Annotated in this window: 13 protein-coding genes and 1 CRISPR repeat array; all 13 genes read left to right on the top strand. The window is 35.6% G+C overall.

What is annotated here, in order from left to right; all coding sequences use genetic code 11:
- Positions 1-3 precede the first annotated feature (3 nt).
- The 13 genes from csm4 (at position 4) to cmr3 (ending at position 17,584) form a co-directional block, all read left to right on the top strand.
- A complete protein-coding gene (gene csm4, locus TSP02S_RS01225; protein WP_232503733.1) occupies positions 4-852 on the top strand; it encodes a type III-A CRISPR-associated RAMP protein Csm4 in 849 nt (282 codons plus the stop codon).
- Positions 849-1,946, top strand: a complete 1,098-nt coding sequence (csm5, locus tag TSP02S_RS01220; RefSeq protein WP_041081279.1) for a type III-A CRISPR-associated RAMP protein Csm5 — start codon at positions 849-851, stop codon at positions 1,944-1,946. The genes csm4 and csm5 overlap by 4 nt, the downstream gene beginning before the upstream one ends.
- Positions 1,943-2,518 carry a hypothetical protein gene (locus tag TSP02S_RS01215; protein WP_041081277.1) on the top strand — a complete coding sequence of 192 codons (576 nt, stop codon included), beginning with the start codon at positions 1,943-1,945 and terminating at the stop codon, positions 2,516-2,518. The genes csm5 and TSP02S_RS01215 overlap by 4 nt, the downstream gene beginning before the upstream one ends.
- Positions 2,515-3,324 (top strand): CRISPR-associated endoribonuclease Cas6, encoded by an 810-nt coding sequence (gene cas6 / locus TSP02S_RS01210; protein ID WP_041081275.1) that lies wholly within the window; start codon positions 2,515-2,517, stop codon positions 3,322-3,324. The genes TSP02S_RS01215 and cas6 overlap by 4 nt, the downstream gene beginning before the upstream one ends.
- A gap of 33 nt (positions 3,325-3,357) precedes the next feature.
- The gene (locus tag TSP02S_RS01205) at positions 3,358-4,965 is read left to right on the top strand and encodes a CRISPR-associated primase-polymerase type A1 (protein WP_041081273.1); all 1,608 of its coding nucleotides are present in this window, start codon (positions 3,358-3,360) and stop codon (positions 4,963-4,965) included.
- Between the two features lie 8 nt (positions 4,966-4,973).
- Positions 4,974-5,972 (top strand): CRISPR-associated endonuclease Cas1, encoded by a 999-nt coding sequence (cas1, locus tag TSP02S_RS01200; protein WP_041081271.1) that lies wholly within the window; start codon positions 4,974-4,976, stop codon positions 5,970-5,972.
- Positions 5,973-5,977: 5 nt separating this feature from the next.
- Entirely contained in the window at positions 5,978-6,256 is a 279-nt protein-coding gene (gene cas2 / locus TSP02S_RS01195) for a CRISPR-associated endonuclease Cas2 (protein WP_041081270.1), read from the top strand.
- A 12-nt stretch (positions 6,257-6,268) separates the two neighbouring features.
- The gene (gene ago, locus TSP02S_RS01190) at positions 6,269-8,182 is read left to right on the top strand and encodes a protein argonaute (RefSeq protein WP_041081268.1); all 1,914 of its coding nucleotides are present in this window, start codon (positions 6,269-6,271) and stop codon (positions 8,180-8,182) included.
- A gap of 719 nt (positions 8,183-8,901) precedes the next feature.
- Positions 8,902-11,817: direct repeats of the CRISPR family, unit length 36 nt; unit sequence GTCCGAAAGAAGGTTCTCTCTGAAAGAGATGGAAAC.
- Between the two features lie 127 nt (positions 11,818-11,944).
- Complete coding sequence (locus TSP02S_RS01185) at positions 11,945-12,355, top strand: hypothetical protein (RefSeq protein ID WP_041081266.1); 411 nt, start codon at positions 11,945-11,947, stop codon at positions 12,353-12,355.
- Between the two features lie 168 nt (positions 12,356-12,523).
- Positions 12,524-12,826: a YkvA family protein gene (locus TSP02S_RS01180; RefSeq protein WP_232503786.1), complete on the top strand. Its 303-nt coding sequence runs from the start codon at positions 12,524-12,526 to the stop codon at positions 12,824-12,826.
- Between the two features lie 38 nt (positions 12,827-12,864).
- Positions 12,865-14,196 (top strand): type III-B CRISPR module RAMP protein Cmr1, encoded by a 1,332-nt coding sequence (cmr1, locus tag TSP02S_RS01175; protein WP_041081262.1) that lies wholly within the window; start codon positions 12,865-12,867, stop codon positions 14,194-14,196.
- Between the two features lie 5 nt (positions 14,197-14,201).
- A complete protein-coding gene (cas10, locus tag TSP02S_RS01170; protein ID WP_041083995.1) occupies positions 14,202-16,526 on the top strand; it encodes a type III-B CRISPR-associated protein Cas10/Cmr2 in 2,325 nt (774 codons plus the stop codon).
- Positions 16,523-17,584: a type III-B CRISPR module-associated protein Cmr3 gene (cmr3, locus tag TSP02S_RS01165; RefSeq protein WP_041081260.1), complete on the top strand. Its 1,062-nt coding sequence runs from the start codon at positions 16,523-16,525 to the stop codon at positions 17,582-17,584. Before cas10 ends, cmr3 begins: the two co-directional genes overlap by 4 nt.
- The last annotated feature ends 1 nt before the right edge of the window (position 17,585 follow it).

Here is a 17,585-nt window from a genome sequence, read left to right as displayed (position 1 = left end):
GTTGTGAGAAAACTTATCCTCCTTGATTTTAAAGGAGGTTTCAGAGTTGGAAGGGGGGATGAGTCAGATTCCACCCTTTCCACAATTCATTCAGACACAATCTATGGTGCTATAGTCTATTGGGCTTTCAAGCTTTTTGGTGAAGACGCCCAGTTGTTTGCCAAAAATTTAAAATGCTCCTCTCTTATTTTCCAAAATAATGATGATTATGTCGTGCCAAAACCAATGATTTACGATTCTATGCATTCAAAAGATCCTAAAAATATTAAATCATCTCCTTATGCTTACTTGTCTAAATTGTCATTAGTAAATCCAGAAAAATCAATCTTAACCGAGCAACCAACAACAGTAACCAGTATACCCAGAAATGCCTTAGATAGAAATACCAACAACTCGATGTTCTACTTTATCGAAGTTACATATGTCAAACCAGGCTTTGTACCTTGTATAGTTTTAGAATTTGAAGATAATTACGAAAAGATGTTAACCAGTTCTCTGAAGGCTTTAGGTGATAGTGGTATAGGTGGTGATAATACTTATGGTTTTGGTCTTTTCGATTTCAAAATAACCGATCTGCCAAAGCAATTCAACCAACAAGGAAAATATTACATCACACTATCACTTTGTATACCTAATGAAGAAGAAATCGAAAGGCTCAATGCAGGATATTACAGAGTAATAAGAAAAAGGGGATTCAAGAAAGATACAGTAAAAACAAAGGTAGATCTAAACTATCTTGTTGAAGGAAGTACTTTCACATTCCCTATTCAAGGCCGTGGAGTGGTTAAAATAGAAGATTATTTCATCCAGACATCGCCTGTCGTAATCGCTTTCGGTGGTGATGAAAAATGAGGCAAAAGATATCGATTAAGTTCAAAACATTTACCCCTGTTTTCATTGGTTCTGGGGAAAAATACACACCATGCCAGATAGTGAATATTAATTCGTCATACTACAAACTCCGTGACATGTCATTTTTTAGACTGCTTCACAACTACCCAAAATTGAAAGAAAAAGACTCTCTAAACAAAATCGCCAATAAAACTATTCCAAATGTTGAAAAACAAATAGATAAAAAAGATCTATTCTATGAAATAAGAAAATATACAGACGAAATAAACGGAGAAATACTTCAAATGATCAAGCATCCTTCAGGAGTATTGTACATACCCGGTAGCTCCATCAAAGGTGCCATAAGAACGGCTATTCAATACCATATAATGAAAAAGAACAGAAGTCATTTTTCAGAGATCATAGAGATCATAAAGAATAAACTGAAAGAAGTTCAACAGGATCCAAAAAGAAAATGGTCATTAATGTCTCAAATAACTAAGCATGTAGACAGTTGTTTTAGATTTGAAAATGAAATTCACACAGATTTCGCAAGGTTTTTGATAGTCAGGGATACCAATCTACTCACAGAACCTGTTTGCCTTGTAAGAATTGGTGTTTTCAAAGTTATGTCTCAAAAACTTGTCTTTGACAGTAAAAAGCCCACCTTTTTGGCAGAAGTGATACCTCCATCAATGGAGTTTGAAACTGAGATTATCTTCGATTTGGATCAAATGGAACTTATGCAAAGAGAGCTTTCAAAAAAATACTCCGATGTACCAAAGTCAATTGATCAAATATTTGATTGCGTGAGAGAGATGTACGACGATGTGATAAAAGATGAACTAAATGACCTGAAAGCTGAGAATTCGAAATACGGAAGCCTTTTGAAGAAATTACAAAACCAAAAAGACAAAATTCACATCGGCTATGGGGGTGGTTTGAAAGCGTGTAGTTTGTTTATTCTTTTAGACGAGGAATTGAGAAAACAAGTTAGAAACCTGATTAAAAATCATGGTAGAGACATCGCACCACTTTCAAGACGTTCTTTGATAAACAAAGAAAATCAACCAATATCACCTTTTGGTTGGTTCACTTTCACGGTGGTAAAATGATTGGAAGGTTCCCAATTTACACAAAAACTATCTTTGCAGATGGCGAAGAAAAATGGAATTATATTCTTCAAATCATCAAAGATTTGGACGAAGCCGCTTATGAATTTCTTTTAAACTCACCAGACGGTACATTGAGGGTAGTGGGACCTTTTCAAACTAAACACAATCACTGCTTGGTGCTTTCAAGCCCACTACCCGCTCTTTTTAGATTTCTTGTTCTGAACATACCCACCAAAGTACAAGCAGTAATAAAATCAGATAAAGCTTTCGTTGAAATCACAACTACCAAAGCACTCTTTAAACCGCCTTCAACTTATATTTTGAAAATTAGAAATGCCGAAAGTATAAGCTTTAACCAACTTGTTTATGATTTTCAGATGTTCCTTGGTATAAAGATCAAGCCAGAATTTCTTTTCAAATCGGTAAAAGTAGATGGAATCTACACTTACATCACAATCAAGACATTGAATAAAGATGCATCGGCATTAGCCAACTTCATGAGATACGCAGGAATTGGGAAAGACAGAAAATATGGTTATGGAGACGTTGAAATCTTTGAATTAAAGGAGTGATTGATATTTTCCACAGTGTGGTTATAAAACTCAAAGCTTTGAAAGATGGAAAATATGATTTTTATCCGGCACAAAAGATTCACAGTCTCTTTCTTGGGTTGATCAAAAAAAGCGATGAGCAGATGGCAAAACAATTACACGATGAACAAAAAGAAAAATCCTTCACCGTCTCATCGTTTCTTGGAAAAGAACTCAGTAAACCAATAGAAATAAAAATGAGCAACAACTACTTCATTCGACTGACAGTACTCGATGAAGAAGTATTTAAGACGATGATATCAAGCCTTCTTGAAAAAAACACATTGAGAGAAGACATGAGGATAGGGAATATAGATTATAAAATCGTCGAAATACTCTTCGACAAAGAACAGAGTAAATGGGCAGACCATATTTCAGTACAAGAACTCTTCAAAAGGCAGTATGAATCAAACCTCATTAAATTTAGATTTCACACACCAACACTTTTTAGAGCTGGTGATCAACACTATAAATATCCTATTCCAGAAAAGATATTTACAAGCCTTTTTAGAAAATTCAATAAATATTCAGAACAGAAGATAGATCAAGATATCGAAAAAAGATTCAAAGAGATAACTATTTACGAAAAAAAGACACAATCAAGGAGAATAACTCTGAGAGACTTTTATCTTGAAGGTTTTATAGGTGATGTCACATTCAAAATACCAGAACACGACAGTCAATTAATAAAAGTTGCTAATATACTGGCTGATTTTGCTTTCTATGCAGGCGTTGGATATAAAACAACAATGGGACTTGGTCAAGTTGAAAAGATACCTTTGGAGTAAGAAGGTGATTTTCTGGACTTTAAAGAACTTGCATTGAAAGCCGAGGATGATTTTGACTTTGCAAAAGCGCTTGAATACTATGAAAAAGCTTTTGATGAGCTTTCCATTGAGGATGGATCATTACAGAGATATGCAAATCTGTTGTTTGAATTTCAAGAATATGAGAAAGCAAAAGAAATCTTTGAAATCATAGTGCAGAAAACAAATCATAGTGAGTATCTTGAAAAACTCGCACAGATTTACGAAGAGCTCGAACTGAAAGACCAAGCGATAAATATCTATGAAAGATTGGGGCAAATTGATAGAATCAGTCAGTTAAAAAATCAAAAGAGAACAAGTCAAATAGATGACATAGTTATAAAAAAGTTTCTCGATCTGTTCAGTGGTAGAGAAGACGTCTTTGCCATTCAAATGGACGAAGGTTACTATCCAGTGAGATTACCCATGAAGGAAAAGGACGTTTTAGAACACCTCAATGGGGAAAAAACTTTGGGGCTGTATGTACTTAGATCGGATAACAACATCAAATTTGCGGCTTTCGATATTGATTTCAAAAAAGGCTTCGAAAATAATTACCAAAGTGCATTGCGACTTTGCAGACAGTCGGTAATGAATATCTGTGAAAAGTTGAAAATCGAAAATATCAAATATCATGTAGAATTCAGTGGCAATCGTGGTTATCACATATGGATTTTCTTTGACAGGTGGCTTCAGGCTTATAAGGTGAGATTTATCCTCAGGAAAATCGTCGAAAGTATCTCAATAGATGATCAAATCTCTGTAGAAATTTTTCCCAAACAATCAGACACAGGTGGCGGACTTGGAAATCTGATCAAACTTCCATTAGGTATACACAGAAAGACGAAAAATAGATGTCCATTCGTCGACGAAAACTTCGAACCAGTACATAACCAATATGATTATCTTTTAAAAATCGAGCCAAATGATTCAGATGTGATTGAAAAGCTATACAAAGAATTTTCACAAGAACAAAATCTGGACCTTCAAGCCACAAAACAAAAGCAAAAAAATATTGATGCAAAGCCATCCTCTCAGGTCAAAAGAGTGTTAAGACAAGAAATAAAGCCGATAACAAGGTCAAATTTGCTTAATACCATGATTCAAGCGTGTTATCCACTCAAACAGATTTACGAAAAGATTCAGAAGTTAGGATATATCAATGAAGATGAAGAGTACATAATAATTGCGGCTTGTGTGGCAATGGAAAATTCAAAGGAATTCCTATCAGATCTGTTTAAAAAGACCATCAATTATTCACAGTCAAGACTACACGCACTGATGAACAGAGTTGGTACAATACCGATAACTTGCGAAGAGATAAAAAGAATTATACTCAGTAAGTCACTCGCTTTAAATATAGATCAATGCAATTGCAAATTCAATGAAGTTCTTAACACACCTTTGTGTTTAGTCACGAATTTGGACTTCTTTGTCTTGCCGAATATAGATCTCAGAGATATTGTTAGAAAGATAATGGACAAAACAAAAGAAAAGGCTGAACTTGAAAATCAGATAAGAACTCTTAAAAACCTATTAGCTCAAAAAATGACAGTTGATGAAATAAATATAGAAGATCTTATCATTAGAAAAAAAGATGGGGAAATCCAAATAATCATTTAGGTGATCGCATGATTTTATACATAACCGAACAAGGTGTTGTACTTTCTAAGGAACTTGGAAAGTTGATTATCTCAAAGCAAGGAGATACCATCAATGAAATACCGTTGAAAAAAATTGAGAAAGTCAATCTCATGGGCAATATATCGCTCACACCTCAAATACTGAATTATTTCTTGGAAAACAAAATAGAAGTCGTTTTCATGACTCAATATGGTAAATACAGGGGAAAACTATATACAAACGAATATCGAAACGTTATATTGAGACTCAAACAGTATGAAAGAAGTAATGATCAATCCTTCAAATTCAAAATGGCACAGAGCATAGTCATTGGTAAATTGAGGAACTATTATGATTTCCTTTCGAATAAGAGCAAAAACTTGCCGCGAGGAACGATCAGTGAAGAAATAGCTGCTTTGAGAAAGATTATCGAAAAAACTCGTGGTTCTACTAATATCGAACAAATAATGGGATTAGAAGGAATCGGTTCAAAATATTACTTTCAAGGTTTCGCAAAACTCTTTAAAAGCGATGAGTTCAAATTCGAGAAAAGAATCGCTCATCCTCCCAAAGATCCTGTGAATGCCATGTTATCACTTGGATATAGCCTTTTGTACAACGAAATAGAAGCAGCCATGAATGCGGTAGGCTTGGATCCTTATCTTGGAAATCTGCACACTGTGGATATATCAAAAAAATCTTTGCTCTATGACTTAACAGAAGAGTTTAGATGTATCATTGTTGATAATTTTGTAATAAATGCAATCAACAGGAACGAATTCACGGTGAATGACTTTGAAGAAAAAGAAGAAGGAATAATACATTTCACAAAAGATGCTATTAAAAGATTTATAGATAAATTCGAAGAGCGTTTGAACAGCAAAATGAAATATCATTTAGATGACGAAGAAAATTACATAAGAACGATCTTTGAAAAACAGTCAAGGCATTATGCAAGGGTAGTATTGGGAGAAGAAGAACAATATACACCTTTCTATAGGAAGTGATCTGTGTGTTTTTCGTTATAAGTTATGATGTTGTCGATGATAAAAGACGTAAACATTTATCAGATTATCTTGAAAGCTATGGTGTAAGAGTCCAATACAGCGTTTTTGAAACAGAACTCAATCAGTCACAACTAAATCAATTGATCAAAGGTATCAAAAAACGCATAAAAGCCGATGAAGATACCGTGAGAGTATATCCAATTGCAAAAGACCTCCGTGAGATGATAATCACAATCGGCACAAACAAAGGACAGTTTTATGACAAAGACGTGCTCATCGTATAGGGGGCTGATTGAATGAAATTGAATCTATTTGAAATCATGGTTCCATCAAAGGTCAAAAGAATTTATTACTACAATCCTCAGACACCACCAGAGATCTTTGCAAAGAACCTCACAAGAATTAACAACATCAGATTCAATGATTCAAGTGATCTGGTCTGGGTTGAATTACCATTTTTGCAGGTGCAAATTCTGCCGGAACAAGCCGTTGTTTACAAAAAAAGGGAAGAGGTTATAGAAAGTGATGAAAAACTGTTCATCAGAACCTTGTATAGTTACATAAAGAAACTGTTCAAGGATAATGATTTCATAGCTACAAGACAAAATCTTTACATATCTAACCGTACTAAAACTCCATTTCAGAATAATAAAGAAGTCTCATGGTTTGAGAGTTATCAAGTAAAGATATACAAGATATATGAAAAATACTATCTTTCCATAAATCCTCGCTTCACGTTCTTATCCACAAAACCCGCTTTAGAGTCTCAAGTTAGGTCTGCCTACCTTTTAAACACCAAATCTGGGAAGTCTTTTCCTTTTGTTAGCGCAGAAGATGGAAAGCTTGTTATAGCAATAGATGAGAGAACCCATAAAGAAGTTACTCATCCAGAAAACTATTTTTTCAATTTCACATCTAAAGAAGCCGAGGAACTTGGGGTCTCAAAACAAATTTATGAAATTTACAACAATAAACTTCCCTACTTATATGAAAAAATATCAACGGAATTGAGTTTTCTGAAAGATTTAGTTAACCTGAATCAGTACTATGAAGTAAAACCCGATCATCAAGAGAGAATTACTGCATTTTATAAATTCGCCAATGGTAATTCAGATGATATTAAAAAAATCTTTCAACTTCAACCACTTAAAAGCCCAGGGACTTTAAAAATGACTTTTTTGTTCTCAAGTAAGTATAAAAATGAAAATATCAGTGAACCTGTGAGAAAAGTCTTTGCATCAAGTGATTCTGCCTATCGTAAAGCCTTATCTGAACTTGGATTGGAGATAGAATACTTGAGAAATCCTCAAACTAATAAAGCGATCTTTTATTACAAAGAAAAAACCTTTGAAATCGAGAACAAAGAAGTATTATCTTCTTCTGGTAAAATCTATGCGATAGTTTTACTTGATGAAAGACAAGAAAGCCTGGATAATCTTATTAAAAATGCTCCCAAGAATGTTGTCATTTTGCCTGTTTTAACACCAAAGATCATCAGCGATCAAATTTATATTCTAAAAAGCTTTGCTTACAAAATTGTGAATTTTTCCCAAGACGCACAGACCTATCAATTACTTGGACTTTCAGATAATGCTTTATATATAGGTTTTGATCTAAGTCACGATTTTCAAAAGAGAGTATCTCATTATGCAATTTCTGCCGTTGACAGGAATAGCAAAGTACTTTACATAAATCAAGAACGCGATATGCCATTGAATGAGAAATTCGAATTGGAACTCCTTCAAAAGGATATTGTTAAATCCATTGACAGATACAAATCTGTGGTCAAGAAACCACCAAATATGATATTCCTCATGCGTGATGGAGTTTTCTTTGAAGATATAAACCTTTTGAAAAACTACTTAGATCTTCTGAAAATAGACTATACGATAATTGAAATAGACAAAAACTCAAACATAAACTCAAAACAAAATCTAAAAGGAATGATTGTGAAATTTGAACCAAATAAATATGTTTACTTTGCACAGACTTACAACTTACAAAAAGCCGTTGAAATAAATATAGTGATCAATAATTCAAAGCTTTCTGATGAACAGATAGCCAGAGAAACTTACTTGACAACAAGACTATTTCATTCTACACCATATACCAATTTGAAATTGCCATACCCACTCTATATAACCGACAAAGTTGCTTTACTTAACAATGAATGGAAACTATATATTCCATATTTTTGTGATAAAATATAAATATGTTAACCCTGATGCAAAAAAGAAGAACTTTAAAAAAATCGCACAATGATCTCTCAGAGAAGAAATTATAAGATAGATACCAATAGGTTCCCAAAAAATTTGTGGTAAATATCTACTACATTTTAAATATTGAATGGTCCTACACCTGATCGCAAAATGTACTACAAATGTGGTATTATAATAACAAAAGCTACTAAAGCTTAACATCAAACGCAGTCGAAAATGAAAAAGCAAATTAGATTGACTTGAAGTTCTATCAGTCTAAGACAAATAGAAGCTTTATCAATCAGAAAACTCTTGTTTCTATAAGCAAAAGAAGACAAGGCTCGCGATTCTGAAAAAGCAGAATAGATTGAAAAACTAATTATAAGGTTGAGTAGTTCACTTAGACATAAACACAAGACATACAAAATCGTTTTCTCAAGCCTATAAAGGTTAAGAAGTGGGTCATTGACAAGTGAAAAAATAAAGCAAAAGGGGCACAGATCGCAAAAACGGAAATTTGTAAAAAACCCAAACAAGAATTCCTAACCTCCTTCAAAAAGTTGACTAACGAAAATAAGCCACTTTGAGAAAATAGGTCCTGAATCCGCATGGAAAGCTAAAAAGAGTGATGAAAAAGGGTTGATGTTAGACATGCACTAACATTATTAACACCAGGTTATGAATTTTAAGCACAAATAGTCCTTTACTTATGATATACTTAGAAATGTACTGTCCGAAAGAAGGTTCTCTCTGAAAGAGATGGAAACCTCATAATTTCTTTGCGTTTAGAAGATGGTTTATTTTTCATGTCCGAAAGAAGGTTCTCTCTGAAAGAGATGGAAACTTTTAAACAGAATTAGAATGATTACTATGATAGCAACTATAGTCCGAAAGAAGGTTCTCTCTGAAAGAGATGGAAACAGAACTTTTTCTGTTTCTGGGTCTACTTTTCTCTTTGGGTGTCCGAAAGAAGGTTCTCTCTGAAAGAGATGGAAACGCCGAGTTTTCTTGCTGCGGCTTTTTCTTTCAGTATAGCGAGTCCGAAAGAAGGTTCTCTCTGAAAGAGATGGAAACTCTACCTTCCTTTTCGGGAATCTCTGTCTTAGAAAGTGATGTCCGAAAGAAGGTTCTCTCTGAAAGAGATGGAAACGGACGAAAACGGCGCCCCACGCGCACGAGCTCGACCAGCCGTCCGAAAGAAGGTTCTCTCTGAAAGAGATGGAAACGTGGGGCGAAAACGGCGCCCCACGCGCACAAGCTCGACCAGTCCGAAAGAAGGTTCTCTCTGAAAGAGATGGAAACTTTATCATTACTACGGCAATGTTGTCCGGGACGCTCAACGGTCCGAAAGAAGGTTCTCTCTGAAAGAGATGGAAACAGAGTTAGCGTATATCCTTCGCCCTTGAATTTGCTTAACCGTCCGAAAGAAGGTTCTCTCTGAAAGAGATGGAAACGGCTTCGACGTTATTCGTGACCAAATACAAAAGCTTCTGAGTCCGAAAGAAGGTTCTCTCTGAAAGAGATGGAAACTACTCGACCAGCCATCGTCGCTGGTCGAGTTCAAAAATTGTCCGAAAGAAGGTTCTCTCTGAAAGAGATGGAAACCAACAACGAAGCTGCGTCTTCTTTCGATATACGTCTCACCGTCCGAAAGAAGGTTCTCTCTGAAAGAGATGGAAACCTAGTGACCAACGACACAGACGCCGTTGCCACACGTCCGAAAGAAGGTTCTCTCTGAAAGAGATGGAAACTTACCAGATACAAAAGCTTCTGTGCTGGTGTTGATCTCGACAGTCCGAAAGAAGGTTCTCTCTGAAAGAGATGGAAACTCTCTTTTGACCTTGGGGTATTTTGTTCTCAAGAAATTGTGTCCGAAAGAAGGTTCTCTCTGAAAGAGATGGAAACCTTAAAGTCACTGTTTGTTGATATAACAAATTGTGCTTTATGTCCGAAAGAAGGTTCTCTCTGAAAGAGATGGAAACATTGTCTCACCTTCATACCTTCTAACAATAATACTTAACAGTCCGAAAGAAGGTTCTCTCTGAAAGAGATGGAAACTCTTTTTTGATCTTCGGGTACTTCTGTTTCAAGAGGTCCGAAAGAAGGTTCTCTCTGAAAGAGATGGAAACTCTCTTTTGACCTTGGGGTATTTTGTTCTCAAGAAATTGTGTCCGAAAGAAGGTTCTCTCTGAAAGAGATGGAAACCTTAAAGTCACTGTTTGTTGATATAACAAATTGTGCTTTATGTCCGAAAGAAGGTTCTCTCTGAAAGAGATGGAAACATTGTCTCACCTTCATACCTTCTAACAATAATACTTAACAGTCCGAAAGAAGGTTCTCTCTGAAAGAGATGGAAACTCTTTTTTGATCTTCGGGTACTTCTGTTTCAAGAGGTCCGAAAGAAGGTTCTCTCTGAAAGAGATGGAAACTAGAAATGAGTACAATTGTTGCAACGTCATTCCGGCCACCCCGTCCGAAAGAAGGTTCTCTCTGAAAGAGATGGAAACCCTTCTTTTGCTTAGGATATCGCTGTTTGAGAAACAAATGTCCGAAAGAAGGTTCTCTCTGAAAGAGATGGAAACTTAAGCGAAGCCTACGGGGTCAATAGACCCCGTAGTACTGTCCGAAAGAAGGTTCTCTCTGAAAGAGATGGAAACCTTGGAAATCTGAAAGAAGACCTTGCTGTCTTTTTTGTAGTCCGAAAGAAGGTTCTCTCTGAAAGAGATGGAAACGTCAATAGACCCCGTAGTACTTCGCCATACGTATTAGAAAGTCCGAAAGAAGGTTCTCTCTGAAAGAGATGGAAACTTCGATGTCATTTGTTACTAGGAAAAGAAGTTTTTGCGCGTCCGAAAGAAGGTTCTCTCTGAAAGAGATGGAAACCAATAGACCCCGTAGTACTTCGCCATACGAATCAGGAATTGTCCGAAAGAAGGTTCTCTCTGAAAGAGATGGAAACTTCTTGACTAACTGGTAGGTTGCCTCGTTGAATATGTATACGGTCCGAAAGAAGGTTCTCTCTGAAAGAGATGGAAACTCATGGGGGCTAAACACGTTACTACCGATAAAATAAAATATGTCCGAAAGAAGGTTCTCTCTGAAAGAGATGGAAACTGTTATATGGCTCGATGATTACACTGACTGAAACCGGAAAGTCCGAAAGAAGGTTCTCTCTGAAAGAGATGGAAACTTGACTAATTGGTATGTTGCTTCGTTGAACACGTATACGAGTCCGAAAGAAGGTTCTCTCTGAAAGAGATGGAAACAGATATTGTGATTGTGATGTTGTTAAAAATTTGCTCGGATGTCCGAAAGAAGGTTCTCTCTGAAAGAGATGGAAACGGATTAACTGTCCCCGCTGTTTAATATTTGTGTTATAATCGTCCGAAAGAAGGTTCTCTCTGAAAGAGATGGAAACGTGTCTTTAAGAACATATACAGTTGGTTAATCGTCATCCCGTCCGAAAGAAGGTTCTCTCTGAAAGAGATGGAAACTGTCCGTTAAAGTAAATTGCACAACTTTCAACTTCCCATAGTCCGAAAGAAGGTTCTCTCTGAAAGAGATGGAAACTTCTGCTTGGGGTATCTTTCCTTTACGAACAAGTAAAGTTGGTCCGAAAGAAGGTTCTCTCTGAAAGAGATGGAAACTAACTCTGATGGGTTTGGGTGCGAGTTACTGTTCGGTTTGCGGACTTTCTTTCCCTTTGTTCTTATGTGAGGTGTACATTTTTTCTATATTGGAAAAATTTTTGGGAATAATTAGGAGGTGGTGGTTATGAAAAGACTTATTTTACTTATTTTGATTGTTTTAACGGTTATTCTGCTATCAGGTTGTACAAATTTGTTCTTTCGTATTGACGCCGTAGTTAGAATTACGAAAGTTGAATTAACGATCATAGGCTCGCTAAAGGTTGATTATACATTAACAAATGTCGGAAATACAGAAATCGACTACTACGAAATTGATTTCAAAGGCAAATGTTCTGATAACACAACTATTAGTGACTGGACAAACGGTTTGAATGTGGGTCCAGGAGAAACACGAGTTGATTACACATTTGTAAGTATCGGAGATAAAGAAGTTCAACAACTTTATATTTCGGCAATTACGCTTAAGAACTACAATTTTGGTACAAAGTATATCACTGGAATAATTTCTCCTGTACCTGTTCCATATAATCCATAAGGGCATATTTTTATTTGGTGTATTTGTTTTGATTACCTACAAAGAACGAAATTAATTTTTTTGGAACTGTCAGGAAATCTCAAGTAACTGGATCAATATTATTGGAACGATTTAAACCAGCAAACGCGAGTTTTCTATCACAGGAAATCCTAACAATGAATTTTGGATGTGGTTTTTTTAATGGGGGATTTACTGGAAGAAACACTCAGATATGCTAAAGAAAAGCGTGCAGCCGGTATGAAACAGTTTATGCAATTCATAAAACAAGTCATGACAAAGCAAGTTACACTGCCTGTATGGGCATTGTTGTTGTTGATATCAGCGTGTACGTATGTACTATCTCCATTAGATAGCATACCAGATTTCTTACCTGTAACCGGCTTCTTAGATGATATGCTAATGGTTACCTCTGTATTGAACACTATCAAACCATTCACTAAGGTTAGAGATAATCAATCTTCAACAAATTGATTCATGAGGTGATTAAAAAAGGGAAAAGGGGGATTTTGATGAATGTGATAAACAAACCTGTTGAATGCAAAGTGATTACACCAATTATCTCAAAAAGTTTGAATTTTTCTGTTAACGGATCTCCAAGTTACAAAATTTATCACTTCGAGCTTAGGCCACAAAGCATCAAGGGTGTTCTTCATTTTTGGTTTCGTGCGATAGCGCCAAGGGTAATTGATATTTATACATTGAACTTTCATAATATTGCGGATAAAGATGAGCGAAAGAAACTTGAAAAACTCTATGAAAAGGAAAAATACAAAGGTCTCAAATTTCTGGAATCAATGATCTTTGGATCTCAAAATGAAAAGGCTCCTTTTGGCTTAATTGTTAAATACGATCAAGGAGATACAGCTCCCATTGACAGCATAAGACTTGACAACAAAAAAGAAAAATCCGAGCCGGATTTGGTATTAAAAAAACTTTCATATCCACTTTATGGAACATATTATACTTCAAAGTCAAATCCTAAAGATAATTTTGTCTGTAGCTGTTTAAAACCAGAAAGCACTTTCGAGCTGAAATTTTTTGTGAAAGATGAACTCACCTGGAATGTTATCTATTCTCTTTTAAAAATAGTCTCTGTATTATCAGGCTTTGGCGCAAAAACGACAAAAGGTTTTGGACAGTTTGAAATAATAAATGACAAAGATTTTCACAGAGAAAAATACACTAACTTATTTGAAATAGAAAAATTAATCTCGCAAGTAGAAGAGGCTTTGACTGATTATATAAAAGAGTATGACAAAAATAAATTGATTGAGTTTGGTAAAATTGATGTTTCTGACTTTCCCAATTTAACAGACGATGCATTTAAATTCTTTGGTCCCATAGCAACAGGCACACAATGGCATGATATTATGTCAAAACTTTATTATGTGAGTAGAAGTAGTAAAGGCTGGTACAGACAGCTCAAATTTGATCTTAGGAAACTCAATCAAGAAAAAACTCCGAAATTTGACGTCGTTAAAAATCTAATTGAATGCCTTGAAGGACGCTTAAAACAAGTTGAAATCTCTCCTGCTATACTCGGCATGCCTTTGCAGTATCAAAGATTAGAATCTAATAAAATAAATAAAATAACATTTTATCCAAAAGTTCCCGGAGAAATTAAAAACAGGGGTAGAAAACCTTCTCCACTCAGAATAATCATAAACAAATCTGGCAAAGAATACGCGGCTTATGGACTTTTGCTCAAAAGTAAGATCACCAATGATGAAGAACTCATCTATGATATTTCAAGTGATTTTAATGCAAAGCTCACAACTACTTTTGATCAATTGAGTGGAAAGATCGAAAAAAGCATTAACAAAGGGGGTAGAAGCCATTGACACAGATGACTTTTTGGCAGAAAAAGGCATCGGCATTGTTACATGATCCTTTAACAAAAGCCTTTGATATACAAACACATGAAGATCTGGTTGAGGAAATCTGCAAAAGTATTGGCATAGAAATAACTAAAGGAGGTGGTGAAGAAGATAAAATTGCCAGCGCTTTTGATAGATTTCCAATTCCATTTGAGCGTTTCGGTGAACAGATCAGGGTTAACTTTAGTGAATTGAATTACTTTATTCATCCACTTTCTGCAAGCGAGCTTAAAATAGATTATTCTTCCATAGATCAACAAAAATATGTAGAAAAGCTCAAAAACGATATCGAAAAACTACGAAGTCAAAACTCGGACGATGATAAATTTTATCACGCTCTCTGGTGGGAACTTCCAAATATCGTTGATATTTCACAATTTCTACCTGCCGATACACGAATCCCAAATCATTCCATAATCGACCATGTAGATTCAACTGCTGCGATAAGGTCATGCATTGAGGCTGGACAGGTAAACGCTTCATTAGTAATGATCTCTATCGGACCTGTTCAGGAGATAATCTCTCAGGCAAGAAAGACTATCGATCTGTGGGCTGGTAGCTATTTACTGTCCTATCTTATCTATCAAGCCATCGAGTGCATAGGTTTGACCGTCGGTTTTGATTCGGTAATATATCCATATCTGAGAGGAAATAGATTTGTTCATAAAACCCTTGAACAAAAAGGTGTAAGGTTTTTAAATCAAAATCAGATTCCTGAAATGGATGAAAAAATCGCATCGTTGCCAAATGTTGTACTTGCCATTTTGCCATCGAATAGATCTAACGAAATTATAAAAGACTGCAAGAACAAGATCCAACAGAAATGGAGAGAAATTGCTGAAAGCGCCTTGAGAGAATTTGATCAAAATCAATTAAACGAAAAAGAATTCAAAAAACAAATCGATCTCTTTCCAGTTATAAATGCCACTCAAGTGATCTTGGCGGATGATCCAAGTGTATTGGAAAAAGCTCTGATACATATCTCAAAAAGTCCTGATTTTAAATCATACAAAAATTTGATCAATGAAATCCAAGAAAAAGGTGGTTATCCACCCAATACTGGAACTTTCTACAGGTACATTTACAAAACACTCATTTCAAAGATGAATGCCATAAAAATCGTCAGATATTTCAAAGGTTATTCAAGCGATGCTCAACTTGATGGACAAAGAAATGCAGATGATTTTGGCGATTATGTGAGAGCCTGTGTGAAAGTAGTTGATAAGCAACCAGATGGAGAAAATATAGACCTTTTAGGAACTTTGAATGCTACTAAAAGAGTTCTGAAAAAGGTTTTGGAAATAGAAGGCATCAGGTACGAGTCAACTGAAGAAATCGCAAAGCAAAATGAAAACTTCGACAGAAACAAATACATTGCAATACTCATGATGGATGGAGATAATATGGGCAAATGGGTTTCTGGAGACAATGCACCATCTGCTGAAAAAATCCTTCATCCCAAGGTGAAGGATCGCTTAGCTGAGATTGGGATAAATCCCCAAGAATACAAATTTGTCACTCCATCCTACCACAAAGCCATTTCAAGAACTCTGGGGGTTTTTTCGTGTTTTGTCAGGCATGTCGTTGAGGAAGAATACAAGGGAATGCTCATATACGCCGGTGGAGATGATATCCTTGCGATGCTCCCGGCAGATAAAGTCTTGGAGTGTGCCAATAAACTTCGAAAGATGTACATTGGAATTGGACATGAGAAATTGCAAATAGAAGACACAACATATGAATTCAGAGACCAGATGCTTTTTGTGAACGGTAAACCTTACACAACTATGATGGGTGAAAATGCATCAATGAGTGCTGGTATAGCCGTGATTCACTGCAAGAGTCCATTGAGAGTCGGCATACAACTTGCAAGAAATGCTGAAAAATGCGCAAAAGAAGAGATTGGGAGAAATGCCTTTGGAATATTTGTTGTGCGCCGTTCGGGACAGGCTGAAAGAAATGGCTCAAAATGGGATATTGACAATATGGATGTAATATCAAAGGCACTTGAAATATTTGAAAAATCAGAAAAAGTGAAGTTATCTCATAGGAGCCTTTATAAATTTCATCCGGAAGATCTCAGCGTACTGCAAGATAAAGATCTCTACGCCCTGATTGATTACGTTATAAAAAGATCAGATGCGAAAAACAAAAAGTCTGATGAATTCAAAAATCTTGCGCTAACAATGAAGAAATTCATGTTCACTGTATCTTGTGGAGAAATTAGTCGCTTAAAGAAAGCCATTGATCTATTACAAATTGTTCGATTCACAAAGAGAGGTGAAAGAATATGAATGAATTATACGCTGTATACTTTCAACCAGAAGATTGGTTAGCCTTCAGAGAAAATCGCAGATTCAACCCAGGAGATTCAGTAAAATCGGTTTTTCCTTCACCTTTCCCTTTTTATGGAGCTATCAGAACGGCATTGTTGAAAAAATATAATGTGAAATTGTTTTATCATAAAAAACCTGAACTTTCACAAGAACTTTTAGAAAAAATAGGCGATGAGAATAACCCAGGATTGATAAAACTCTACGGGCCATTTTTGTATTCGGAAGAAAACGGAATTAAGAAACATTATTTTCCTGCACCTAAAAATATTTATATTTACGAGCACGATTCAAATAAGACAGAGTATAAGATCATGCAGTATTTTGACACAGAAATAAAATTTGAAGATTTGCAATTGGGATTAGCCTGGATACCCGAGTATGATAACGTTCAAGAAATCGGGGAAAATTATATTGAATTACAGGAATTGGTGAATCTTCAGTCAGAAAAAGAATTCGTTTTGTCCAATCCCGAAAACTTCGAAATCGAGTCCAGATTGGGTATTGCCCTTGAGAAATCATATAAGAAATCAAAGGAAGGTATGATTTATACGATGACAATTTACAGATTCAAAAATGGTGGATTTTTCATGCTCACGGATAGTAGGGAAACTGTTGAAGAACTTTCCAAGATAGATTTCGTCTTTCTTGGTTCAAAACAAAGGTGGTGCAATGTAAAGATTGAATCATTTCCATACAACGTCTTTCAAAAAATACAAAGCGAAAATGTTGCAATAGAACTCATAACTCCAGCAATATATGAAAATGGCATTACTCCAAAAGAAGCTAAATTTGGTGAGATACGAATTAAAGCTGTAGCAGCTAATAAGAAAATGGCAATATCTGGTTGGGATTATACTTCAGGAAAACCAAAACCAATGCATCAGGCTGTAAGTCCCGGGACGGTGTATTACCTTGATAAAGTTCCTGAAAATGACGAGGTTATAACAAATCAAAGTCTTTACAATCAATTCGGTTTTGGACGATTTGTGTACATTCCATACAAACCATTTGAATGAA

This window comes from Thermotoga profunda AZM34c06, assembly GCF_000828675.1.
Lineage (GTDB): Bacteria > Thermotogota > Thermotogae > Thermotogales > DSM-5069 > Pseudothermotoga_B > Pseudothermotoga_B profunda.
The sequence above is the reverse complement of the archived record's forward strand: the minus strand, read 5'-3'. Positions and strand labels throughout refer to the sequence as shown.

What these genes read in the sequence shown, in the direction of transcription:
- csm5 (WP_041081279.1), top strand. Translation starts at nt 849, where the DNA reads ATGAGGCAAAAGATATCGATTAAGTTCAAAACATTTACCCCTGTTTTC.
- TSP02S_RS01215 (WP_041081277.1), top strand. Translation starts at nt 1,943, where the DNA reads ATGATTGGAAGGTTCCCAATTTACACAAAAACTATCTTTGCAGATGGC.
- cas1 (WP_041081271.1), top strand. Translation starts at nt 4,974, where the DNA reads ATGATTTTATACATAACCGAACAAGGTGTTGTACTTTCTAAGGAACTT.
- ago (WP_041081268.1), top strand. Translation starts at nt 6,269, where the DNA reads ATGAAATTGAATCTATTTGAAATCATGGTTCCATCAAAGGTCAAAAGA.
- TSP02S_RS01185 (WP_041081266.1), top strand. Translation starts at nt 11,945, where the DNA reads ATGAAAAGACTTATTTTACTTATTTTGATTGTTTTAACGGTTATTCTG.
- cmr1 (WP_041081262.1), top strand. Translation starts at nt 12,865, where the DNA reads ATGAATGTGATAAACAAACCTGTTGAATGCAAAGTGATTACACCAATT.
- cas10 (WP_041083995.1), top strand. Translation starts at nt 14,202, where the DNA reads ATGACTTTTTGGCAGAAAAAGGCATCGGCATTGTTACATGATCCTTTA.
- cmr3 (WP_041081260.1), top strand. Translation starts at nt 16,523, where the DNA reads ATGAATGAATTATACGCTGTATACTTTCAACCAGAAGATTGGTTAGCC.